Source organism: Azospirillum agricola (assembly GCF_017876095.1).
GTDB lineage: Bacteria > Pseudomonadota > Alphaproteobacteria > Azospirillales > Azospirillaceae > Azospirillum > Azospirillum agricola.
Genome location: NZ_JAGINM010000042.1, coordinates 1 through 21727 on the forward strand (window position 1 = coordinate 1; position 21727 = coordinate 21727).

20 protein-coding genes and 1 pseudogene are annotated in these 21727 nt (G+C 68.8%); 15 read left to right on the top strand and 6 right to left on the bottom strand.

Annotated features, from left to right (window positions below; translation table 11 throughout):
* Positions 1-116 precede the first annotated feature (116 nt).
* From J2847_RS32575 to J2847_RS32595, 5 genes are all read left to right on the top strand, one after another.
* Positions 117-692, top strand: coding sequence for a sensor histidine kinase (locus J2847_RS32575; protein WP_209782887.1), 576 nt, complete (start codon positions 117-119; stop codon positions 690-692).
* A 297-nt stretch (positions 693-989) separates the two neighbouring features.
* Positions 990-2672 (top strand): methyl-accepting chemotaxis protein, encoded by a 1683-nt coding sequence (locus tag J2847_RS32580; RefSeq protein ID WP_233474946.1) that lies wholly within the window; start codon positions 990-992, stop codon positions 2670-2672.
* Positions 2673-3219: 547 nt separating this feature from the next.
* Positions 3220-4980 (top strand): ABC transporter permease, encoded by a 1761-nt coding sequence (locus tag J2847_RS32585; RefSeq protein WP_209782888.1) that lies wholly within the window; start codon positions 3220-3222, stop codon positions 4978-4980.
* Positions 4981-4993: 13 nt separating this feature from the next.
* Entirely contained in the window at positions 4994-6301 is a 1308-nt protein-coding gene (locus J2847_RS32590) for an ABC transporter ATP-binding protein (RefSeq protein ID WP_209782889.1), read from the top strand.
* A gap of 23 nt (positions 6302-6324) precedes the next feature.
* Positions 6325-7728 carry a cation diffusion facilitator family transporter gene (locus tag J2847_RS32595; protein ID WP_209782890.1) on the top strand — a complete coding sequence of 468 codons (1404 nt, stop codon included), beginning with the start codon at positions 6325-6327 and terminating at the stop codon, positions 7726-7728.
* On the opposite strand, the pseudogene J2847_RS32600 reads toward J2847_RS32595, so the two are convergent.
* From J2847_RS32600 to J2847_RS32605, 3 genes and pseudogenes are all read right to left on the bottom strand, one after another.
* A pseudogene (locus J2847_RS32600) lies at positions 7727-7863 on the bottom strand (IS630-like element ISAli3 family transposase); the annotation flags it as partial. The gene J2847_RS32595 and the pseudogene J2847_RS32600 overlap by 2 nt on opposite strands.
* Positions 7864-7885: 22 nt before the next feature.
* Positions 7886-8011, bottom strand: coding sequence for a hypothetical protein (locus J2847_RS34730; RefSeq protein WP_267912596.1), 126 nt, complete (start codon positions 8009-8011; stop codon positions 7886-7888).
* Positions 8012-8335: 324 nt separating this feature from the next.
* Entirely contained in the window at positions 8336-8539 is a 204-nt protein-coding gene (locus J2847_RS32605) for a hypothetical protein (protein WP_209782891.1), read from the bottom strand.
* Between J2847_RS32605 and J2847_RS32610 the strand changes: the two genes are divergently transcribed.
* Both J2847_RS32610 and J2847_RS32615 read left to right on the top strand, forming a co-directional pair.
* Positions 8538-10283, top strand: a complete 1746-nt coding sequence (locus J2847_RS32610) for an HAD-IC family P-type ATPase (RefSeq protein WP_209782892.1) — start codon at positions 8538-8540, stop codon at positions 10281-10283. The two genes, J2847_RS32605 and J2847_RS32610, sit on opposite strands and share 2 nt — an antisense overlap.
* 45 nt (positions 10284-10328) lie before the next feature.
* The gene (locus tag J2847_RS32615; protein WP_209782893.1) at positions 10329-11321 is read left to right on the top strand and encodes an ABC transporter ATP-binding protein; all 993 of its coding nucleotides are present in this window, start codon (positions 10329-10331) and stop codon (positions 11319-11321) included.
* Between the two features lie 34 nt (positions 11322-11355).
* Here J2847_RS32615 and J2847_RS35010 read toward each other — a convergent pair whose 3' ends face one another.
* Positions 11356-11610, bottom strand: a complete 255-nt coding sequence (locus J2847_RS35010; protein WP_209782894.1) for a hypothetical protein — start codon at positions 11608-11610, stop codon at positions 11356-11358.
* A gap of 448 nt (positions 11611-12058) precedes the next feature.
* On the opposite strand from J2847_RS35010, the gene J2847_RS32625 reads away from it, so the two are divergent.
* The 7 genes from J2847_RS32625 to ppsA all read left to right on the top strand — a co-directional run bounded on the left by J2847_RS32625 (position 12059) and on the right by ppsA (position 19249).
* Complete coding sequence (locus tag J2847_RS32625; protein ID WP_209782895.1) at positions 12059-12334, top strand: DUF2934 domain-containing protein; 276 nt, start codon at positions 12059-12061, stop codon at positions 12332-12334.
* 89 nt (positions 12335-12423) lie between these two features.
* Complete coding sequence (locus tag J2847_RS32630; protein ID WP_209782896.1) at positions 12424-12798, top strand: SPW repeat protein; 375 nt, start codon at positions 12424-12426, stop codon at positions 12796-12798.
* A gap of 289 nt (positions 12799-13087) precedes the next feature.
* Entirely contained in the window at positions 13088-13735 is a 648-nt protein-coding gene (locus J2847_RS32635; protein WP_209782897.1) for a BON domain-containing protein, read from the top strand.
* Positions 13736-13791: 56 nt separating this feature from the next.
* Positions 13792-14634 carry a universal stress protein gene (locus J2847_RS32640; protein WP_209782898.1) on the top strand — a complete coding sequence of 281 codons (843 nt, stop codon included), beginning with the start codon at positions 13792-13794 and terminating at the stop codon, positions 14632-14634.
* A gap of 33 nt (positions 14635-14667) precedes the next feature.
* Positions 14668-15258 carry a hypothetical protein gene (locus tag J2847_RS32645; protein WP_209782899.1) on the top strand — a complete coding sequence of 197 codons (591 nt, stop codon included), beginning with the start codon at positions 14668-14670 and terminating at the stop codon, positions 15256-15258.
* Between the two features lie 257 nt (positions 15259-15515).
* Positions 15516-16694: a site-2 protease family protein gene (locus J2847_RS32650; protein ID WP_233474947.1), complete on the top strand. Its 1179-nt coding sequence runs from the start codon at positions 15516-15518 to the stop codon at positions 16692-16694.
* 152 nt (positions 16695-16846) lie between these two features.
* Entirely contained in the window at positions 16847-19249 is a 2403-nt protein-coding gene (gene ppsA / locus J2847_RS32655) for a phosphoenolpyruvate synthase (protein WP_209782900.1), read from the top strand.
* A 40-nt stretch (positions 19250-19289) separates the two neighbouring features.
* On the opposite strand, the gene J2847_RS32660 is transcribed toward ppsA, so the two are convergent.
* Entirely contained in the window at positions 19290-19454 is a 165-nt protein-coding gene (locus J2847_RS32660; protein WP_209782901.1) for a hypothetical protein, read from the bottom strand.
* Between the two features lie 252 nt (positions 19455-19706).
* Here J2847_RS32660 and J2847_RS32665 point away from each other — a divergent pair, with 252 nt between their 5' ends.
* A complete protein-coding gene (locus J2847_RS32665; protein WP_209782902.1) occupies positions 19707-20546 on the top strand; it encodes a universal stress protein in 840 nt (279 codons plus the stop codon).
* Between the two features lie 123 nt (positions 20547-20669).
* On the opposite strand, the gene J2847_RS32670 is transcribed toward J2847_RS32665, so the two are convergent.
* Positions 20670-21593, bottom strand: coding sequence for a zinc metalloprotease HtpX (locus tag J2847_RS32670; RefSeq protein ID WP_209782903.1), 924 nt, complete (start codon positions 21591-21593; stop codon positions 20670-20672).
* Positions 21594-21727: the final 134 nt, after the last annotated feature.

A 21727-nucleotide genomic window follows, 5' to 3' on the forward strand; every position in this document is an offset into this window, starting at 1 on the left:
GACGACCCGCTCGTCATCTCAGCGGAGTAAACCGGCAGCCTCAGCGCGCCGAGGTACACGAACCCTCATCAGACACCACGTCTCGGGGCACGATCCTGGACGGGATGGCCCATCTGGTGGAGCAACTGCTCCGGGTCGCGCAGGCGGAGGCGCTGGTGGTCACCCCCGGCGCCGCCGCCGATCTCGGCGAGTTGGCACGCGACGTGGCCGCCTTTCTCGGCCCCATGGCCGTCCGCGCCCATCGCACGGTGGAGGTCGAGGCGCCGGATGCGCCGGTGATGGTGCGGGGACAGACGGACGCCCTGTTCCACGCCGTGCGCAACGTGGTTGACAACGCTCTGCGCCACACGCCCCCGGGCACCGCCGTCGTCCTGCGGGTGGAGACGGCCCCGCCCTCGCTTTCCGTCAGCGACGGCGGACCGGGAATTCCGCCCGAACACCGCAAGCTGGTGTTCCAGCGCTTCTGGCGGGCGGAGCGGCGAGGCGGTGGGTCGGGCCTCGGCCTGGCCATCGTGCAGAGGACCATGGCTGCCCACGGCGGCCGGGTGATCGTGGAGGATGCGGAGGGCGGCGGGGCCCGGTTCCGGCTGGTCTTTCCCGATCGGTCGCCGGATGTGTCGATGATAGCGGATGCCGTGCTTGGCATCCGTTCGAAGCTGCGAGGGGGGCCAGGCCGTTCGGGCTGGCTGTGAAGCGGGGTCAGCGATTGAACCGCCCTGGGTTCTTCGGAGGCTGCCGGGGTTGATCCGGCGCCGGAGCGCGTTGGTGGAAAATCTTGGTCCGCACACAAAGATTCTTATTTCCACCAACCCGATGCGAAGACATGAACATCGTGCGCTCCAATATTTAATTGCAAAAGGAAAAATTCATTGCAAGTTGTCACCATGGTAACGTGAATTTCATGTTCCATTTTTGTCCCTGAAGTCTACTCTCCTCTCCAATTGGCGGATTCCCCGGGACCAGCGCGGCCCGGCCAGAGGAGATGGGTGATGGCGTTCCAGAATCTCAAGATGGTCCACAAGGTGCTGGCCACCCTGCTCGTCATGGCGGCCCTTGCGGTCGGCCTGACCGCCAACGGCCTCCTGCAACTGGACCGGCTCGACCGGCGCTACACGAGCCTTCTCGAGCAGGACGCCACGGCGGCGACCCTGCTGGCCCGCACCACCTCCTCGCTCAACGAGATCGGCCGGCTCGTCTACCGAATGGTCGCCGAGGACGACGTCGTCAAGATGCGCGGCCTGATGGACGCCATCGACAAGCAGGCGGAGACCTTCAAGGAACGTCTCGACCGGACCGCCAGGGCTCAGCCCGCCTTGGCCGCCGGCATGCGGCGCGAGACGGAGAACTTCGAGGCGCTGATGGTCCTCGCCCGCGAAGCGGAGCGCATCGCGCTGGCCAACGACGACGCGCAGGCGAACCGTTACATGGAGGAACGTTTCAACCCGACGTTCCAGACGCTTCTGGACAGGCTCCGCTCGCTCATCGACGAGACCAACGCGACAATGGAGCGCAGCTCGCAGGAGGCGACCGACACCTTCCGCACCGCCCGGCTGTGGACGCTGATCGTCGCGGTGGCCGGCCTCGCCGGCTGCTTCGGGCTGGGCTACGCCATGACCCGGCGCACCGTGTCCGAACCGATCCGGCAGCTGACCGAGGCGATGCGCAGCCTGGCCGGGGGCAAGCTCGACCAGGCCGTCACCGGCCAGGAGCGCGGCGACGAGATCGGCGGCATGGCCCAGGCGCTGCAGATCTTCAAGGATGGGCTGATCGAGGCCGACCGGCTGGCGCGCGAACAGGCCGCCGAGCAGGCCACCAAACAGAAGCGGGCCGAGACCATCGACCGCCTGATCCGTGGCTTCGAAGACAGCGCCGCGGCGGCCCTGCGCACCGTGTCGTCGGCCGCCTCCGAACTGGACGCCACGGCCCAGAGCATGGCGGCGATGGCCCGGCAGACCAACAGCCAGGCCGGCACCGTGGCGGCGGCGGCCGGGCAGACGAGCGCCAACGTGCAGACCGTCGCCACCGCGGCGGAGGAGATGGCCGCGTCGATCCGCGAGATCGGCGACCAGGTGGCGCGCTCCACCCGCATCGCCGGGCAGGCGGTCGACGAGGCGGCCCGCACGGCCGGCACGGTGCGCGGGTTGGCCGAGGCGGCACAGCGCATCGGCGACGTGGTGACGCTGATCACCGGCATCGCCGGCCAGACCAACCTGCTGGCCTTGAACGCCACCATCGAGGCGGCGCGCGCCGGCGAGGCCGGCAAGGGGTTCGCCGTCGTGGCGTCGGAGGTCAAGAGCCTCGCCAACCAGACCGGCAAGGCGACGGAGGACATCGCCGCCCAGATCGGCGCGATCCAGGAGGCGACGCGGGAGGCGGTGCAGGCGATCAGCGGGATCAGCGGCACGATCACCCGGGTGAACGACATCTCGACCGGCATCGCCGCCGCCATCGAGGAGCAGGGGGCGGCCACGGCCGAGATTTCCCGCAGCGTGCATCGGGCGGCGTCAGGCACGCAGGAGGTCTCCGGCAACATCGCCCAGGTGACGCGGACCGCCGAGGAGACCGGCGCCGCGTCGGGTCAGGTTCTGAGCGCCGCCGACGAACTGGCCAGGCAGTCGGAAACCCTGCGCCGGGAGGTCGAAACCTTCATCAGCGCGATCAAGGCGGCCTGAGGACGCCGGGCGGCACGCCTTGAAAGGCAAGCGGGGAGAACGTCCCGGCACTCCACCCGCGGGCCCTTCCCGAGCGTTTGAAAAGCGTCGCTCACGCCTCTTGACCGGCTCGCGGCGCGGGAGTACAGGGACATCGACCTCACCGTGGGATCGGCCGGCATCCGCTTGTCCATGATGGACGACGCCATGACGGACAACGGCGCCCACCGAGAAGGCCAGAGATGGAAAGCCCCAGCAGTCGACCTCGACCCAACAGCACGACGACGCTGAGTCCGGGCTGACCTGCCAGACAGGTCCGCCCCGGTCGGCGTCTTGCCGAACCGAGCACAGGTGGACCATGGTGAACACGCCCCTCACCATCCGACCCGTCCCGCGGCCACTGCGCTTCCGTGGCGGTCCGCGCGGCGTCTCGTGCGAACCAACCCCACGAAGTCGGTGATTCAACCCCGCCCTTCTTGAGCGGTTCCGGTGCCATGCCCGCGCCGGGAGCGCCGTCGTCACGCTTGCCAGGCGGTCCGCCGATGCCGGACCGCGGGATGGAACGGTCATGGTCTGGATCAACACGAACGTCTCGGTGAAGGCCGCCGCGGGCGCCACGCCGAACCGCTGGGATCTGCTCGCCCTGCCGCTGGTTGTCGGCCTGCTGGCATTGATCGCCGTCGGCGGCCATCAGATAACGGCCCCCCTCGAGGGCGTCGAGGCGGCGCCGGTCACCCTCGACCCCTGGATGCTGCCGGACTACGCGCTGCGCTCGACGTTGCGCATGCTGGCGGCGATGGCGGCGTCGCTGGTCTTCACCTTCACCTACGCCACGCTGGCGGCCAAGAGCCGGCGGGCCGGCCTGCTGCTGATCCCGCTGCTGGACGTGCTCCAGTCGGTGCCGGTGCTCGGCTACATCTCCTTCACCGTCGCCTTCTTCCTGGCGCTGTTCCCCGGCAGCGTGCTGGGCGCGGAATGCGCGGCGGTCTTCGCCATCTTCACCAGCCAGGCCTGGAACATGGCCTTCAGCTTCTACCAGTCGCTGCGCACCGTGCCGCGCGACTTGGACGAGGTGGCGGACGGCTTCGGCTTTTCCGGCTGGCAGCGCTTCTGGACGCTGGAGGCGCCCTTTGCGGCACCCGGGCTGGTGTGGAACATGATGATGTCGATGTCCGGCGGCTGGTTCTTCGTCGTCGCCTCCGAAGCGATCACGGTGGGCGACCGGACCATCACCCTGCCCGGCATCGGCTCCTACCTGGCCGAAGCCATCGCGCAGCGGGAATTGGGCGCGGTGGGCTGGGCGGTGCTGGCGATGCTGCTGGTCATCCTGGCCTACGACCAATTCCTGTTCCGCCCGCTGGTCGCCTGGGCCGACAAGTTCCGCGTCGAGCTGACCGGCGCGCCGGTGGTGCCGGAATCCTGGCTGCTCGATCTGGTCAACCGCACCCGCTTCCTCCGTGCCGGGCTCGCGCCGTTCGGCGCCCTGCTGGGCCGGGCGGCCTGGTGGCGACCGGCCCTGCCCGCCGCAGCGGTGAACGGTTTGGCCGCCCGCTTGGCCCTCCTCCGGCTGGACCGGGTGCCGGCACGGGCCGTGGACATGGCATGGTACGCCGCCCTGGCCGTGGCCGGGCTGTATGGCGGCTGGTCGATGGCCGTCTTCGTCGCCTCCGGCGTGGGATGGAGCGGCGTCGGCACCGCCTTCCTGCTCGGCGGCGCGACCCTGCTGCGGGTGGTGGTGCTGATCGTGCTGGCGACGCTGGTCTGGGTGCCGCTGGGGGTGATGATCGGGCTGCGTCCGCGGCTGGCGGAGAAGGTGCAGCCGGCGGCCCAGTTCCTCGCCGCCTTTCCGGCCAACCTGCTGTTCCCGGTCGCGGTGGTCGCCATCGTCCGCTTCGATCTGAACCCCGACGTCTGGCTCAGCCCGCTGATGATCCTCGGCACCCAGTGGTACATCCTGTTCAACGTGGTGGCCGGCGCCTCCGCCTTTCCCGGCGACCTGACGGAGGCCGCCGCCAGCTTCCGCATCCGCGGCTGGCAATGGTGGCGCGAGGTGATGCTGCCGGGGGTGTTTCCCCATTACGTCACGGGCGCCGTCACCGCGTCGGGTGGCGCGTGGAACGCCAGCATCGTCGCCGAGGCGGCGAGTTGGGGCGACACCCAACTGACCGCCCATGGGCTGGGCAGCTACATCGCCCAAGCGACGGCCGCCGGCGACTACCCGCGCATCGTGCTGGGGATCGCCGTGATGTCGCTGTTCGTCATCCTGTTCAATCGCCTGCTGTGGCGTCCGCTCTATGCGTTCGCCGAGCGCCGCCTGCGCCTCGCCTGAGGAGGACCCCGCCATGCCGAACACCATGAACACCGCCCTTTTCGAGCTGAACGGCGTCCGTCAGGCCTACGCCAAGCCTTCGGGGCAGACTTACGTCGTCCTCGACGGCGTCGATCTCACCCTGAGGGACGGCGAGGTGGTCGGGCTTCTCGGCCGTTCCGGCTCCGGCAAGTCGACCCTGCTGCGCATCGTCGCCGGCCTGGTGCGTCCGACCGCCGGAGCGGTCCGTCATGACGGCCAAGCGGTCAACGGCCCGACCGACGGGGTGGCGATGGTCTTCCAGACCTTCGCCCTGTTCCCCTGGCTGACCGTGCGGGAGAACGTCATGGCCGGGCTGAAGGCCAAGGGCGTCCCCGCCAGGGAGGCGGCGGCACGGGCCGAGGAGGCGATCGACCTGATCGGCCTGTCCGGCTTCGAATCCGCCTATCCCAGGGAGCTGTCGGGCGGCATGCGCCAGCGGGTCGGCTTCGCCCGCGCGCTGGTGGTCCATCCGGAAATCCTGCTGATGGACGAGCCCTTCTCGGCGCTCGACGTGCTGACGGCGGAGACGTTGCGCACCGACCTGCTCGACCTGTGGATGGAGCGGCGGCTGCCGATCAAGTCGATCCTGATGGTGACCCACAACATCGAGGAGGCGGTGCTGATGTGCGACCGCATCCTGGTCTTCTCCTCCAACCCCGGCCGGGTGGCGGCGGAAATCCGGGTGGAGCTGCCGCATCCGCGCAACCGCCTGGATCCGCAGTTCCGCGCCATGGTCGATGACATCTACGGACGGATGACGGCACGCAGGCCGCTGGCGGCGCCGTCTCCGGCCGCGAATCCGCCCCCGGCCCACGCGATGCCGCTGGAGCATGTGTCGACCAACCAGCTGGCCGGCCTGCTGGGGACGCTGGCCTCCCCCGTCTACCATGGCAAGGCGGACCTGCCCCATCTGGCCGCCAGCCTGCGGCACGAGATCGACGACCTGTTCCCGATCGCCGAGGCGTTGCAGAGGCTGGGCTTCGCCGATGTGGCGGAGGGCGACATCCACCTGACGGAGCCCGGCCGGCTGTTCGCCGAAGCCGGGCTGGAGGAGCGCAAGCGATTGTTCGCCGAGCATCTGATCCGCTACGTGCCGCTGGCCGCCCACATCCACGGCCTGCTGAAGGAAGCGGCGACACAGCGTGTGCCGAGCAGCCGCATCCGGGCCGAACTGATCCCCTTCATGAGCGGGGATTATGCCGAAGAAACGCTGAAGGCGGTCACCAGCTGGGCACGCTATGCCGAGCTGTTCACCTACGACGACCAGACCGAAACCTTCGCACTCGAGGACGCGGACTGACCGCCGCCCCAGGGGAGAAAAGAATGGGCAGTGAAAAGGAAACCGTGGCGCTCGGCTCCATCCTGGCGAGCGGGGCGATGACGGTGGGCAAATTCGGGGTCGGGCTGTCCACCGGCAGCCTTGGGCTGCTGTCGGAGGGCTTGCACAGCCTGCTCGATCTCGGCGCAACGGTGATGACGTGGTTCGCCGTGCGGGTCAGCGACAAGCCGGCGGATGCCGGGCACCCCTATGGCCACGGCAAGATCGAGAGTGTCGCCGCATTGGCGGAAACCGGGCTGCTGTTTCTGACCAGCGCCTGGATCGCCTATGAGGCGGTTCGCCGGCTGATCGACGGCGGGGTGGAGGTCGAGGCGACCTGGTGGTCGATCGCGGTGGTGGTGGTCTGCATCGCCATCGATGCCTACCGTGCGCGTGAACTGTCGCGCGTCGCCAAGGAAACCCGCAGTCAGGCATTGGAAGCCGACGCGCTGCATTTTTCCTCCGACATCCTGAGCTCGGCGGTGGTGCTGGTCGGTCTGGGGCTGGTGTGGCTCGGTTATCCCAAAGGCGACGCTCTGGCAGCCATCGGCGTGTCGGTGTTCGTCTGCCATGCCGGCTACCAGCTCGGCCGGCGGACCATCGACACGCTGATCGATGCCGCACCGGCCGGCACGGCGGAGCGGGTCGAGGCCGTGGTGAGGGACCTGCCGGGCATAGCCGGGGTCCAGCGCGTGCGGGTTCGGCCGGCCGGCAGCGTGCTGTTCGTCGACCTCGACCTTCTGGTCGGGCGGACCCTGCCGCTCGACACCGCGGGAGCGCTTCGCGAGCAGGCAATCCAGGCAGTCCGGACTGAGATGCCGGAGGCCGAAGTGTCCGTCGCCACCCATCCGCTGGCGCTCGACGACGAGACGGTGATGGACCGGGTGGCGGTGCGCGCGGCCGGGCTGGGGCTGGCCGTCCACCATGTCACCGTCCAGCGGGTGAACGGACGTCTGGCGGTGGGCTTCGACCTGGAGGTCGATGGCTCGCTGCCGATCGAGGCGGCGCATGGGCTGTCCTTGCGGCTTGAGGCTTCCATCCGGGATGAACTGGGCTCGGACATCGAGGTCGAATGCCACATCGAGCCGTTGCAGGACAATGGCCTGACCGGTGTGGATGCCGAACCCGAACTGCTGCGGGCCATCGGGGCGCATCTCTCCGCATCCCTTCCGGTGGCCGGTCCCCTGCGGGATGTCCACAATCTGCGGGTTCGCCGGAGCGTCGCCGGTCTGGTGGTGACGTTCCACAGCCATGTGGCGCCGGGGACGACCGTCGTCGCGGTGCATGACGCAATCGACACCCTGGAGCGCGACCTGCGCAGCCGCTGGCCGGACATCGTCCGGGTGATCGGCCATTCCGAACCCGATCACGGTGGGCGGCCAATGCCGGGCGCTCTGCCGGGCGGGTGAGCACCGCATGGTGGCCCTCGCTCACTTGCCCTCTGATCTCGACCAAGTGCAGGGTCATGGCCGCAGCGTTGGCCTTGGGCAGACGGCTCCGAACAGGTAGGCCCAGGTATGGCGCTGGTCGCGGGGCGCGCGTGGGTGATGCGGGCCATCAGCACCATCAGTCGGTCATCGCCACCCACTGGTGGCATCTTGTCAAAGCAACGACTGATCGGCCGGCTTTTTCGACCAAAGCCCCGGTGGCGATGATAACCATGGACTGCGGCATGATGTCCGCCACCTGCATGAAATTCCTCCTCTGCTCTGAAGGGTCGGTCCGAGATCCACTTACCCAAGCCGTAGACTCGTTTTTGTGCCGCGCCGACCCATGTGACATTCCCTTGGCGATGTTGATCCAGGTTAATGGCCAGGGTGACGGCAGGGGCATGATGGAAAGGTGAATGACGATACGGAGCGACGTCGATATGAAGCCAAGCCATGACGCTGCCGCTTTCCGCATACAGATCGCGCACCAAACGGTCGGGGACTGTCGAAAGCGCCCCGCCATAGTGGCGTACGCTTGCTGAACTGGTGAAGGTCCTGTTGCTCGGCACCGCCGTATCCTGGACCGTCAGCCATTGGCCGCAGTGACGAACTGACCTCCTGCCGGATCAGACCGGAGTCCATCCAGCTGGCCGCCGGCTTCGCGGTCGCGATCGGTGTCCTCTTTGACTTCTATCCCGTGCGAAAGGCTTCCCGCCTCCAGCCGGTCGAAGCCCGGCACTGCGAATAAGCGAAACCCTCCGGTCGATTTGAGTGGGGAGGCGGTCGGCATGGAAAACGGTTCCGACAGCGTTGCCTTGTCCGGTCAACCGCTGGGCCGTCTTCTCGCCGAACTCGGAGGCACGGGAGACGGGCTGGACGACGCCGACGCGCAGGCACGGCTGGCCCTCTGCGGCGCCAACGATCTGTCGGCAGCGCGGCGGCGACCGTTGTGGCTCCAGTTCCTCGACCGCCTGCGCAACCCGCTGCTGGTCATCCTGCTTCTGGCCAGCGGCTTCTCCGCCATGGCCGGGGATCTGTACAGCTTCGCCATCGTCGTGGTCATCGTGCTTGCCAGCGTCGGCCTCGACTTCGTCCAGGAACTGCGCGCCAACACCGCGATCGAGGATCTGCGCCGCTCGGTCGCGCTGCGGGCCAGGGTGCTGCGCGACGGCCGGGAGCGCGAGCTGCCGGTCCGGGAACTGGTGCCGGGCGACGTGGTGCGGCTGACGGCCGGCGACCTCGTGCCGGCGGACGCCCGGCTGATCGAGGCGCGCGACCTCTTCGTGAACCAGGCGCTGCTCACCGGCGAGCCTTACCCCGTCGAGAAGCACGCGGCCGACCTTCCGGACCCCAGCGGCACCACCGACCCCGACGGGGCGACCAACACGCTGTTCATGGGAACCTCCGTCATCAGCGGAACGGGGCGGGCGGTGATCGTGCGGACCGGCCGCGCCACCCTGCTCGGCGGCATGGCCCACAGCTTGGCGGCGGCGGCGCCACCCACCGACTTCGAAAACGGCGTGCGCCATTTCGGTCTACTGATCCTGCGCGTCACCGTCTTCCTGGTGCTGTTCGTGCTGCTGGCCAACCTGCTGTTCCACCAGCCGTGGCTCGAATCGCTGATGTTCGCGGTCGCCCTCGCGGTCGGTCTCACGCCGGAGCTGCTGCCGATGGTCGTGACCGTGACGCTCGCCCGCGGCGCCCTGCGCCTCGCCGAACGCAAGGTGATCGTCAAGCGCCTCACGGCGCTGCACAACCTCGGCGCCATGGACGTCCTGTGCACCGATAAGACCGGCACCCTCACCGAGGCGCGCATCCGTCTGGTCCGGCACGTCGACGCCCAGGGTCGGGACCGCGACGACGTGTTCCACTTGGCCTGGCTCAACAGCCGCTTCGAGAGCGGCATCCGCAGCCCGCTCGACGACGCCATCCTGGAACATGGCCAGCCGGACGGGACCGGCTGGCGTAAGCTCGACGAGGTGCCCTTCGATTTCGAGCGCAGGCGAGTCTCCGTGCTCCTGGAGCGGGAGGGACAGCACCGGCTGATCGTGAAGGGAGCGCCGGAGGACGTTCTGCGCCTGTCCACCCATTACGAAACGCAGGCCGGGGAGGTCCGCCCCTTCGACGCCGGAGCGAAGGCCGCCGTCCAGCGCCTGTTCGAGCAGCTCGGCGAGGACGGCTTCCGAGTGCTCGGCATCGCCTCGCGGCTGGTCGGGCCGGACCGGCGGGAGGCGCGGGTGGACGACGAGACGGAGCTGGTCTTCGCCGGCTTCGCGGTCTTCCTCGACCCGCCCAAGCCGGACGCGGCGGTCGATCCTGCTCAGCCGGCCGCACCCGTTGCTCGCGGGGCTGTCGGTGGGGGTCGTCTTGCTGGCGGCGGCCCTGCCGTTCACCCCCCTCGGCCCGCTCTTCGGCTTCGTCGCGCTGCCTCCGGCCTATTTCGCCTTTCTCGCGGCGACGGTCGCCGGCTACTTGGCCCTGGCCGAGGGCGTCAAGCGGCTGTTCTACGACCGGTTCGGCAAGCCGGGGATTGAGGAAACGGGCAAAAGAACCGGCACGATCCGCACACCGGCCCCCCGATGAAGCATGAAGAACCGATTGGCCCACTGCCACCGTCGATCGCCGGCTATGTCCGGCGCCACAGCGGGACACACCAGATCGGGCTGTCGATCCTGTCCGTCCTGGTCTTCCTGCTCAGCGTTTGGCCGCTTGAGATCCAGAGGCGCATCGTCAACGACGCCATCTCGTCTGGATCGCTGTCCACGATCGCGTGGCTGTCGGGCGGCTATCTCGGCCTCGCGCTCCTGGAAGGAGGGCTCAAGCTGGTCCTGAACATCTACCGCGGCTGGGTCAGCGAAACGGCGGTGCGGCATCTGCGCGCGACGATCTCCGGCCTGCACGCGGGCATTCCGCGGCCGGGCGCTCCAGCCGAAGAGAGCGGCGTGGGGATTGCACTGGTGCTGTCGGAGGCGGAACCGGTCGGAAACTTCATCGGCATCAGCCTGTCGGAGCCCCTGCTGCAAGGCGGCATCCTAGTCAGCGTGCTCGGCTACATGCTGCATGTGAGGCCGGAATTCGCGGTGGTGAGCGCCCTGGTGTTTCTGCCACAGCTGGTATTCGTTCCGCTGATGCAGCGGGCGATCAACCGGCGGGCGGCCACACGCATCCGGACACTGCGCCGGATCAGCGGCGGCATGGCTGCCCCTCCCCACGATGCGGAGGCTGGGGTGCGAACCCGGACAGTGGACATCGACACCGTCTTTGCGTTGAACATGGGCATCTACGTCCTGAAGTTCGAAATGAATTTCCTGATGAATTCGATGCAGCATCTCGGCGTCGCCGCTGTGCTCGGCATCGGCGGTTTGTACGCGATCCAGGGGACGCTCGACGTCGGCGCGGTTGTCGCCGTCCTCTCGGGTCTCGCCAAGATCACCGATCCCTGGGGCGACTTGATCAACTGGTACCGGGAGGCGACGGTCAGCGGCGTGAAGTACCACCTGATCGAAACTGCGGTGCGGCGCATCGTCCTGGCAAGCGGTCGCCTCCCAGATCCCCTTCAAAGGAGCGGGTGATGCGACGGCTCGACGCTCCACCGGCGGCGGACGGTCACTTCTGGATGGACTGCAGATAAAAGAGCAGTTCCAGAATTCTACCTCGGACGAGCTGCTCGGACCCCCATGGCCAGAAATCCTGAACGGACCACGCGAGGAACACATCCCCCCAGATCGGTATCTCCCGCGTGCCGTGCGCCGTAACCGGCTCCCGGCCGTCGATCATCTTGTACAGGCGCTCCTGTGGGAAGATGCCCTTGTTGCGTTCCCGGATCGTGGTGAGAACCGCCGGCTTGCGGTTCAGAAACACCGCATAGGGTCCGTCGCCCTTCCCGTCGCGGCCGTGGCACACGGCACAGTTCGCAATGTAGAAGGATCGGCCGATGGGCTCGTCCCTGGCCGCCTTGTCCCGCGGCTCGGGACCACACGGGCGACGGCACCGCCAGGAATGCCGCCGCTGCAACGGCACAGCCGGTAAAGGAAATGAATCGCATTGATGGCCTCCAGGGTTGGAGTGGGAATGCCCTTGCCGCTCCATTGGAAATCAGCCGGTCGCCCGATGGCTTAACCTCGATAACAGGCGGAGGATCATTGATCCTGAGGAGCGGCTCCGGCAATCGCCTGCTGGCTGCCGGTTATCCGGGGATGCGAGTCCGCTTCGGCACGGTTGGTTCTTAACCCAGATAAAGACGCCGCCGCCCGATGCCGGCTAGGTTGCCACATCGGGTCATGCAACGACGAGCCAGGGAGACGCCACCATGGGAACGGTTGGGCAGTATGACCGGGAGGCCGAAATCCGGGAGCGGGCCTATCGGCTTTGGAACGAGGAAGGCCAGCCCGAAGGGCAGCAGGTCCGGCACTGGCTTGAAGCCGAAGCGGCCTTGCTCGCCGAGCGTGCGACTCTTGGGAAGGAAGCCCGACATGCGCAATCCATTGCCCATCACATCGCCGGAGAGGAACGGTCGCCATCTCGTCGGAGGAAGGAACGGGAGCCGCATGGCCGCAAGCACGCCTTGACCAACCAAGCGACCTGACACGGAGCGGTGAAGCGGGCGGGTTTGAGAGATGGAAGCGCTGGACGCAAACCGTGCCGAGCGCACCGATACCACCATTGGAGGAACGGATGATCCACGCAACCTGGAAGGACCGGCAGGACAAGGGTTTCACGGATGTGATGACCCTGCTTCTTGGAGCCGGCCTGTTCATCACACCGTGGCTGTTCCGGTTCACGGACCTGAGTTTGGCATCTTGGAACGCCTGGACCACCGGCGCGGTCATAATCGTCCTGGCGCTTGCCGCGATCTTCGCCTTCGCCGAGTGGGAAAAATGGGGCAACCTTCTGGTCGGCCTCTGGGCATTCGCCGCTCCCTGGGCGCTCGGCTTCGCCGGGCATCCGCTGGCCATGCGGAGCCACGTCGCGATCGGTCTGGCGGTCACCCTGCTGTCGGCGGCCGAGGCGTGGTACTTCCATCGTCATCCACCGCGGATGTCCGCGTGACGCGCTTTCCCCAATATGTTTCCTCTACGTGCCGGATGCGGATGCCTCCCATCGTTGCCGCTTCCTGATTCTCGTTGGGATCAGTCGTTTCATAATCCTCCGCAACACGTCCGGCACGCCTCGTGGCACCGATGCCCAGCCCGTGGCGTCGGCCCATCACACTTGCCACGACGGGACTCCGCAAGGCAGGCAGCCGTTTAACCTGCGTCAAGGGCTCCGACCGCCGGGGCGGACAGTGTGCCGGACACGATCACGGCGGACGCGCCCGGGATCATCATGGGAGACCATCATGACCGACCTCAATCTGCGCAAGCTCATCCTCGACGAACTGGAGTTCGAGCCCAGCATCGATGCCGCGGACATCGGCGTGAGCGTCGACGAGGGGATCGCCACCCTGACGGGCCATGTGCTGACCCTGGCCGGAAAGCTCGCCGTGGAGAAGGCGGTGCGGCGGGTGAGGGGAGTCAAAGGAATCGTGCAGGAGATCGAGGTCCGCCATCCCGACACCGGCGCCCTGAGCGACGGGGAGATCGCGAAACGGGCTGTGCACCTGCTCGGTTGGGACGTGTTCGTTCCCAAGGACAGCGTCCAGGTCAAGGTCCAGGACGGCTGGCTGACCCTGACGGGCGAGGTCGAATGGCCGTTCCAGAGCAAGGCCGCCGACGACGCCGTCCACCGGCTCGACCGCATCAAGGGCGTCCTCAACCAGATCGAGGTCAAGCCGCACCCGACCCCGGCCGACGTGAAGCAACAGATTGAGGACGCGCTGAAGCGCAACGCCCAAGTCGAGTCCGAGGGCATCGCCGTGCGGGTGGACGGCGCCCGGGTCACCCTTGAAGGCAAGGTCCGGACCTGGAACGAGCGTCACATCGTCGAACGGGCGGCGTGGTCCGCCCCCGGGGTGACGGCGGTCGACGACCGTCTCGGCGTCGCGTGAGCGTCGGCCATGCCCGCCCGCATCCCTATGGTCGCACTGCTGGAGGACGTCGGGTCATGATCAAGGATATCTGTGTCCATCTCGACGGAACGGCGGAGGACGAGGCCAGGATCGCCCACGCCGACATGATCGCCGGCCTGTTCGACGCCCATCTCGTCGGGGTCTTCACCAACCGGATCGCCGAGATGGTCTTTCCGCCGGCCGACCTCGGTGACCCCAGCGCGATGATCCTGACCGAGATGATCGCCGACAGCCGGAGACGAGGCGACGAGGTCGAGGCCCGGCTACGCCGTCGATGCGCACAGCTTTCCGGGCTGAACGAACTCCGCCGCATCGACGAGGCCGACTTTCCTCTGGCCTGGGCGGTGTCCAGCCTGGCCCGCTCGACCGACCTGTTCGTGATGAGCCGCCCCTGGGGATCGGACGAGGAGCGGCGATGGCCCGGCCTCGTCGAGGATGTCCTGTTCGACGGCGGGCGGGCCGTCTATCTCGTTCCGCCGGGGAGCCGGCCGGCCGCGCCGCCGACGAACATTCTGATCGGCTGGAGCGACAGCCGGGAGGCGGCCCGCGCGCTCACCGAAGCGCTTCCCTTGCTTCAGCGGGCGGGCGTCGTGACCGTGGCGACCGTGGAGGAGCACGGCGCCTCGCGGCGGTCCGGGGAAGCCCCCGAGGCCGACATCGCCCGGCACCTCGACCGCCACGGGGTGACGGCCGAACTGCGCCGAGCCGGCGGCTGGGAACGCGCCGCCGACGGGCTCCTGAACGAAGCCCGCCTGTGCGGCTCCGATCTCCTCGTCATGGGCGCCTACGGCCACTCCCGATTCCGCGAATGGGTGATGGGCGGCAACTCGCGGGCGATCCTGACGCACTGCCCGCTGCCGGTCCTGATGGCCCATTGACCCCCACTTTTCTTACCAGAGAAGGACCGAACCATGCCGCATCAGACCGCAATCGAGTCGCCGACGCCGCGGAGCGGTTTCAAGGCTGCCGGAAGGACCCCCGACGCTCCGGATCGGAGCCTGCAGCCATTCGAGCGGATCCGGGACAGCGCCGACGACTTGCGCACCCAGGCCCTGAAACAGTTCGCGGACACCACGGCCCTTTGGATCGAGGCGACGTCGAAGCAGAACGACACGACGGAGATCATGCTGGATGCTTGGCACCGAAGCATGAGGAACAGGCTGCGGTTGCTGGAGGAGACATCGGAGACGGCCGCGGAAGCGTGGCGGCATGCGCGCCAGTCCGCCTCGGCCTCACTGCAGGGCATCCTCCAGGCTAACGTCCGGACCATCCAGGAGTTGGCCCGCCCATCCGCCGGAAGGGAGGCCGACGTAACTCCCCCGCTTGTCGCCGGGCAATGGCTGACAATCGTCGCACAGGGTTGGGAAAGCTTTTTCCAGGCCACCTCCCCGCAGGCGGAAAAGGCGGTTTCTGCGACCCAGGCGCTGCAAGAACCGACGGTCCAAGTCCGCAAGGAACCGGCCAAGGACACCGCCAAGCCTTTGGCTCACTCCGGGCAATAGAGGCACCGGCCGTCGTGCTGCTTGAGGCCCGGCGATCGGACGCCCGCGGACACCCCCTGCGGGCCGCCTGGGGCGACGGCTTGGGGAAGCGGTGCCAGCCGTGGCGGAGGCGAACAGCGCGGAGTCGGTCGCCCTGGACAGCCCGCTGGCCGATCGGGGGCCATCGATGGCTTTCTCCGGCGCGCGGGGGATTGCAGGCCAGGGCACGGGCGTGGCGGTCGCCACCGGTGGCGGGACCGCTAGGACGTCTTTTCCTGATGCGGGGAAACCCAGCAGTTGGGCCGCTTTCCTTGAGCATCCTCCGTCAAACCGGAGGCCAGGGCGCTTGCAGCCGCCATCGTCGGAGCACCGTTATGAACTGGTCGATCCCGATTGGTTGCGTGAAAGGCACGATGATCCGCATCCACGCAACGTTTCTCCTGCTCCTCCTCTGGATCGGCGCCGCCCATTTCGCGCAGGGCGGATGGGCGGCGGCGATCCGGGGCCTCGTCTTCACCACGCTGCTGTTCCTGTGCATCCTCCTACACGAGTTCGGGCATGTCCTCGCCGCGCGTCGCTACGGGGGCCGTACGACGGACATCACGCTGCTGCCGATCGGCGGCATGGCGAACCTGGAGCTCGTTCCGGAGAATCCGGCCCAGGAGATGGCTGTGGCGCTCGCCGGTCCGGCCGTGAGCCTGTTGATTTCCGCCTTCCTGTTCGTGCTCCTCGGCGGCTTCCGGCCGGTGCAGGACCTGGAGTTCCAGAACCCCGGCGTCGATCTGCTGGCCCGGCTGGCGTCGGCGAACCTCGCGCTCGGATTGTTCAACCTCCTTCCCGCCTTTCCGATGGACGGTGGACGGGTGCTCCGGGCGGCGCTCGCCCGCCGTCTCGGCCATAGCCGGGGCACACGGATCGCCGCGGCGGTCGGGCAGGCGGTGGCGGTCGCCCTCGCGTTGCTCGGCCTGTTCGGCAACCCGCTGCTGATCCTTGTCGCGCTGTTCGTCTATCTCGGCGCCGCAGCGGAAGCCGAGGACGCCATAATCCAGGACGCCGTGCGTGGCCACCCGGTTTCGGACGGCATGATCATTCATTTCGAAAGCCTGTCCCCCGGCAGCGCCCTGGAGGACGCCGCGCAATGCTTGATGCACACCGCCCAGCGCGCGTTCCCGGTGGTGGATGGCGCCGGCCGGCTGACCGGTGTCCTCACACGCGACGACATGATCCGGGCGTTGCGGGAGCGCGGCTCCGGCACGCCCGTCGTCGCGGTCATGCGGTCGGACATCCCCGTGCTCGACCGCTGCCAGGCCCTTGGGGAGGCCCTGCAGCTGATGCGCGGGAAGCATCTCCCCGCGGTCGGCGTCCGCGACGATCAAGGCGCGCTGGTCGGGCTGGTCACGCCGGACACGGTCGGGGACATGGTCATGGTCCAGGCCGCCCGCGCCAAGCATGTCTGATAGCCCTGTCATGGGGGTCCGTCCACAGCGATATGGCCCCCTTTGGACATGCCCTTGATGATCGGCGTTGATCTGCGTTAACGCGACGGGCGTGCGGCGGAGGGACGCTGGGACGGTGAATACCGCAACCGCGCTGACGTCGGGAGAGGGCCATGGCGAACCCCCGTTACATCCGTTGGTTCAAAGAGCTGGGACGCGAGGACGTGCCCCTGGTCGGTGGCAAGAACGCCTCGCTCGGCGAATTGTGCCGGCATCTGGCCGCTGCCGGGGTGGCGGTGCCCGACGGCTTCGCGCTCACCGCCGACGCCTTCCGCGACGCGCTGAACGCAGCAGGCGCGTGGGGGGCGCTGCACGGCCTTCTGGACGGGCTCGGCAAGGAGGATGTGGCGCGCCTGTCCCGTGCTGCCGCCCGCGCCCGCGAGATCGTCCACGCCGCCGACCTCACGCCGCAGGCGGAGGCGGAACTGCGCGCGGCCTACCGGGTGTTGCGGGACGCGTACGGTTCCGATCTGGCCGTCGCCGTCCGCAGTTCCGCGACCGCCGAGGATCTGCCGGCCGCCAGCTTCGCCGGCCAGCACGAGAGCTATCTCAACGTCGGCGGCGAGACGGCGCTGGTGGAGGCCGTGCGGCGTTGCCAGGCCTCGCTGTTCACCGACCGCGCCATCGCCTACCGCATCGACCAGGGCTTCGACCATTTCAAGGTCGCGCTGTCGGTGGGGGTGCAGAAGATGGTGCGCGCCGATCTGGCCGCCGCCGGCGTGATGTTCTCCATCGACACGGAATCCGGCTTTCCCGACGTGGTCTTCATCACCGGCGCCTGCGGGCTTGGCGAGACCGTGGTGCAGGGCACCGTCGATCCCGACGAGTTCTACGTCCACAAGCCGACCTACCGGCGCGGCTGCCGGGCCGTGCTGCGCCGGCGGCTGGGCGACAAGCGGGTCAGCATGGTCTGCCGGCCCGGCCCTGACCAAGACCCGACACGGGTGGTCCCGACCCCCGACGCCGCTCGCGAGGTCTTCTGCCTGACCGATGAGGAGGTGCTGCGGCTGGCCGGTTACGCCATCGCCATCGAGGAGCATTACGGCCAGCCGATGGACATGGAATGGGCGAAGGACGGGCTCGACGGCACCCTGTACGTCGTCCAGGCGCGGCCGGAGACCGTCGCGTCGCGCCGCAGCGCGCGGGAGCTGGAGACCTTCGTTCCGGAGGGTAAGGGTACGCCGCTGGCGGCCGGGCGCGCGGTCGGCACCCGCATGGCGAGCGGACCCGTGCGCGTCGTCAAGGACGCCGGCCAGCTGTCCGCCTTCCGTCCCGGCGAGGTTCTGGTCGCCGAGGCCACCACGCCCGATTGGGAACCGGTGATGAAGACGGCGGCGGCCATCGTCACCGACCGCGGCGGCCGCACCTGCCACGCCGCCATCCTGGCGCGCGAGCTGGGCATTCCCGCGGTGGTCGGGACGGAGACCGCGACGGCGGTGCTGCGGGACGGACAGACCATCACCGTGTCCTGCGCCGAGGGCGACAGCGGCCGGGTGTACGACGGCGTGCTGCCCTTCCGGGTGGAGCGCACCGACCTCGGCGACCTGCCGCGCCCGCGGACGCGCATCATGGTCAATCTCGGCAACCCCGGTCAGGCGTTCCAGACCGCAGCGCTGCCGGTCGACGGCGTCGGGCTGGCGCGCATGGAGTTCATCATCGGCGAGACCATTAAGGTCCATCCCATGGCGCTGCTGCACCCCGAGCGCGTCGGCGACGCCGCCGAACGGGAGCGCATCCGGGCGCTGATGCGGAACAGCGCGAGCGGCGCCGCCTATTTCGTGCAGCGCCTGTCGGAGGGCATCGGCACCATCGCCGCCGCCTTCCACCCGCGGCCGGTGATCGTGCGCCTGTCGGACTTCAAGACCAACGAGTACGCGGCCCTGGTCGGCGGACGCTGGTTCGAGCCGGTTGAGGAGAACCCGATGCTCGGCTTCCGCGGCGCCACGCGCTACGCGCACCCCGCCTACGAGGAGGGCTTCGCGCTGGAGTGCGAGGCGCTGCTGCGGGTGCGCGGGGCGATGGGGTTGGACAACGTCAAGGTCATGGTCCCGTTCTGCCGCCGCCTCGACGAGGCGGAGCGGGTGCTGGCCGCCATGGCCCGCCACGGCCTCGTCCGCGGGCGCGACGGGCTGGAGATCTACGTGATGTGCGAGATCCCCAACAACGTGCTGCTGATCGACGGGTTTGCCCGCCTCTTCGACGGCTTCTCCATCGGCTCCAACGACCTCACCCAGCTCACGCTCGGCGTGGACCGCGACAGCCCGCTGGTCGCCTTCGACTTCGACGAGCGCGATCCGGGCGTGCTCGCCTTCCTGCGCCAGGCGGTCGAGGGCGCCAAGCGCAACGGGCGGCCTTGCGGCATCTGCGGGCAGGCGCCATCGGACTATCCGGAGATGGCGGAGTTCCTGGTCGGGCTCGGCATCGACTACCTCAGCCTCACGCCCGACAGCGTGCTGCGCACCCTGCGCCACGTCGTGGCGCTGGAGCGGGATCTCGGCCGCGCCAGCTACCGGTGAGGGGGCTCTCCGGGAGCGCGGTCCTGCGGCATGCCGGCCTTCACTCGGGCGGCGCTGCACCGCCCGCCCGGATCAGGCGCCCGACCACGCCCTTCGCCGGGGTGATTGGGATGGCGAAGCCGATCCCGCTGTTGCTGATGGGCGATCCGATCAGGCTACCGCTGAAGGCGCCGAGGAGCAGCACGGCAGCCAGCAATGATCGCATCGCATCTCGTCCCGCTTTCCCCCTTCGGAAGAAGCCTGTGCCCGGCACCGGGGGCGCACCGGCGGCTTGGACGACCATCCTCGCCGAAGCGGGGATCGGGGGCCTTTACGCAGATCAAGCGGGTCGGCGCCAGCTGCCGGCGCCGAACGGAGCAAAACCGATGCGCCACGGCCGTCTTGATCCAGGTAAAGGCCGGTGCCGGGAACCGGTCCATCCTTCCCGCGAGACAATCCACGACGCGGGAGACGCGCCATGTCCTTCAAGGAAATCCTGGTCCATTTCGACCATTCGCCGGCCGGCACCCGCCGGGTCGAAGCGGCCGCCCGCTTGGCGGAGCGGTTCGACGCGCATCTGACCGCGCTCGTGGTCCGGGTGCAGCCGCAGTTCCGCTTCAGCGGCGAAATCCCGCCCCCCGCCACCGTCATGGCGGCGCTGGAACGGGGCGCGACCGAGACGGCGGAGCGCGCGGCGGCGGCGCTTGATGCGGTGCTCGCGCGGCAGGGCTGCGCGACCGGGCGCCGCCTCGTGGATTGCCCTGCGGCGATGATCGCCGAGCGGCTGGCGCTGCACGCCCGCTACGCCGACCTTCTCGTCCTGGGCCAGCCCGGAGGCGACGACCCCTCCGATGTCGACGACCGCGCCGCCGAGCAGCTTCTGCTGTCGTCCGGCCGCCCCATTCTGCTGATTCCCCATTACGGAACCTTCCCGACGATCGGCGAGCGTGTCCTGGTGGCCTGGGACGGAGGCCGGGAAGCCGCCCGCGCGGTGGCGGACGCCATGCCCGTCATCGAGAGGGCGCGGTCGGTGCAGGTCCTCACCATCAACCCGGAGGCGGCAGGGAGCCATGGCGAGGATCCCGGCGCCGACATCGCCCGGCATCTGGCCCGCCACAACGCGTCCGTGGACACCCTGTGCCTTCGGAGCGGCGAGCTCGATGCGGCCGATCTGGTGCTCAACCGGATGGCGGACTCCGGAACCGACCTGCTGGTCATGGGCGCCTACGGTCATTCCCGGCTGCGCGAGCTGGTGCTCGGCGGCATGACGCGGGCGATGCTCAAGCGCATGACGGCGCCGGTCCTCATGGCCCATTAGACCGCGGCCGGCGTGCCGGCGCCACGGGGCCGACGAGGCGAGGCGTCCGACGAGGCGTTCCACGGCGCCCGGCTTGGCGGCCGGCCGCGCGGTCCGTCTGCTCCGGTTGGCGCATCGCCCGGTTCAGCGGGCGGGTCTCCGGCCTTGCGAAGCCCGCTGGAGGGACATCAGCCGCTCGACCCGCGCCGCGGTTTGCGGGTGGGTGCGCAGCAGGGAAAGCCGAACGGGCCGCCGCCCGGGACCGAGGCGCCGGTCCCGGAAGCGCTCCTCGTCCGCGTCAAGCTTCACCAGCGCGGCAACCAGCCCCGCCGGATCGCCGGTCAACGCCGCGGCGTCCAGGTCGGCGTCGTACTCCCGCGTGCGGGCGAGGCGCCGTTGGAGGAGGGTGTTGAGCGTGGGCGTCGTGAGAAGCAGCGCGATCAGCGGCCACGAACCGCTGCCGCCGTCGCGGAGCGTCAGGGGCAGATTGACGATCAGCAGGATCAGGCCGGTCGTCGCCATGGCCTGGGCGACCCGGCCGATCAGTTCGGCCAAAGCCATCGTCCCGAGATCGTGGTTGCGGATGTGACTGATCTCGTGAGCCAGAATCCCTTCGAGTTCGCGCAGGCTCATCGTCCGCAGCAGACCATCGGTCAGGACGATGGCACCGTTGCCGGTCGGACCGACCGTGAAGGCGCTCGGCACCGGCGTCTCCAGCCGGTACAGCGCGGGGACGCCGGACAGCCGGGCGCGCCAAGCCAACAGGGCGACGGCTTCCTGGATCTCCGGCCGTTCGCGGTGACCGAAACGGCGAGCGCCATACAGCCGCAGCAGGATGGCCGGCGAAAGGGCCGGGCCGAACGCCAGCATCGCGCCGACAACGCCCATCATCCACAGGATCCCCAGCGGTCCGGCGATCAGCCCTCCGATGGCCGCGGCGAGGACACCCAACCCTCCGATCAGCGCCATGGACTGGATCGTGTTCCGGAGCTTGTGCCGGCGGCGGCGGCGTTCATCGAGCGGGAACCCATGCGTCCCGGTCGGAAACCCGGCGTCAACCGGGATCAAGGCCGCCGGCTCCCCGGACAGGACCATGCGCCGCCGTGTGACGGGCTGCACCCGATGCCGGCCGATCCCTTCGCGTCCTGCTTTCCGAACGGCAGCGGGCCTCCGCCTTCCGCCACTGCCGATCGAGAAAGGTC

Excerpts from the sequence above, each read along its gene's own strand:
- J2847_RS32580 (WP_233474946.1), top strand. The coding sequence starts at position 990 with ATGGCGTTCCAGAATCTCAAGATGGTCCACAAGGTGCTGGCCACCCTG.
- J2847_RS32585 (WP_209782888.1), top strand. The coding sequence starts at position 3,220 with ATGGTCTGGATCAACACGAACGTCTCGGTGAAGGCCGCCGCGGGCGCC.
- J2847_RS32590 (WP_209782889.1), top strand. The coding sequence starts at position 4,994 with ATGCCGAACACCATGAACACCGCCCTTTTCGAGCTGAACGGCGTCCGT.
- J2847_RS32595 (WP_209782890.1), top strand. The coding sequence starts at position 6,325 with ATGGGCAGTGAAAAGGAAACCGTGGCGCTCGGCTCCATCCTGGCGAGC.
- J2847_RS34730 (WP_267912596.1), bottom strand. The coding sequence starts at position 8,011 with ATGCAGGTGGCGGACATCATGCCGCAGTCCATGGTTATCATCGCCACC.
- J2847_RS32610 (WP_209782892.1), top strand. The coding sequence starts at position 8,538 with ATGGAAAACGGTTCCGACAGCGTTGCCTTGTCCGGTCAACCGCTGGGC.
- J2847_RS32605 (WP_209782891.1), bottom strand. The coding sequence starts at position 8,539 with ATGCCGACCGCCTCCCCACTCAAATCGACCGGAGGGTTTCGCTTATTC.
- J2847_RS32615 (WP_209782893.1), top strand. The coding sequence starts at position 10,329 with ATGAAGCATGAAGAACCGATTGGCCCACTGCCACCGTCGATCGCCGGC.
- J2847_RS32625 (WP_209782895.1), top strand. The coding sequence starts at position 12,059 with ATGGGAACGGTTGGGCAGTATGACCGGGAGGCCGAAATCCGGGAGCGG.
- J2847_RS32630 (WP_209782896.1), top strand. The coding sequence starts at position 12,424 with ATGATCCACGCAACCTGGAAGGACCGGCAGGACAAGGGTTTCACGGAT.
- J2847_RS32635 (WP_209782897.1), top strand. The coding sequence starts at position 13,088 with ATGACCGACCTCAATCTGCGCAAGCTCATCCTCGACGAACTGGAGTTC.
- J2847_RS32640 (WP_209782898.1), top strand. The coding sequence starts at position 13,792 with ATGATCAAGGATATCTGTGTCCATCTCGACGGAACGGCGGAGGACGAG.
- J2847_RS32645 (WP_209782899.1), top strand. The coding sequence starts at position 14,668 with ATGCCGCATCAGACCGCAATCGAGTCGCCGACGCCGCGGAGCGGTTTC.
- J2847_RS32650 (WP_233474947.1), top strand. The coding sequence starts at position 15,516 with ATGCGGGGAAACCCAGCAGTTGGGCCGCTTTCCTTGAGCATCCTCCGT.
- ppsA (WP_209782900.1), top strand. The coding sequence starts at position 16,847 with ATGGCGAACCCCCGTTACATCCGTTGGTTCAAAGAGCTGGGACGCGAG.
- J2847_RS32660 (WP_209782901.1), bottom strand. The coding sequence starts at position 19,454 with ATGCGATCATTGCTGGCTGCCGTGCTGCTCCTCGGCGCCTTCAGCGGT.
- J2847_RS32665 (WP_209782902.1), top strand. The coding sequence starts at position 19,707 with ATGTCCTTCAAGGAAATCCTGGTCCATTTCGACCATTCGCCGGCCGGC.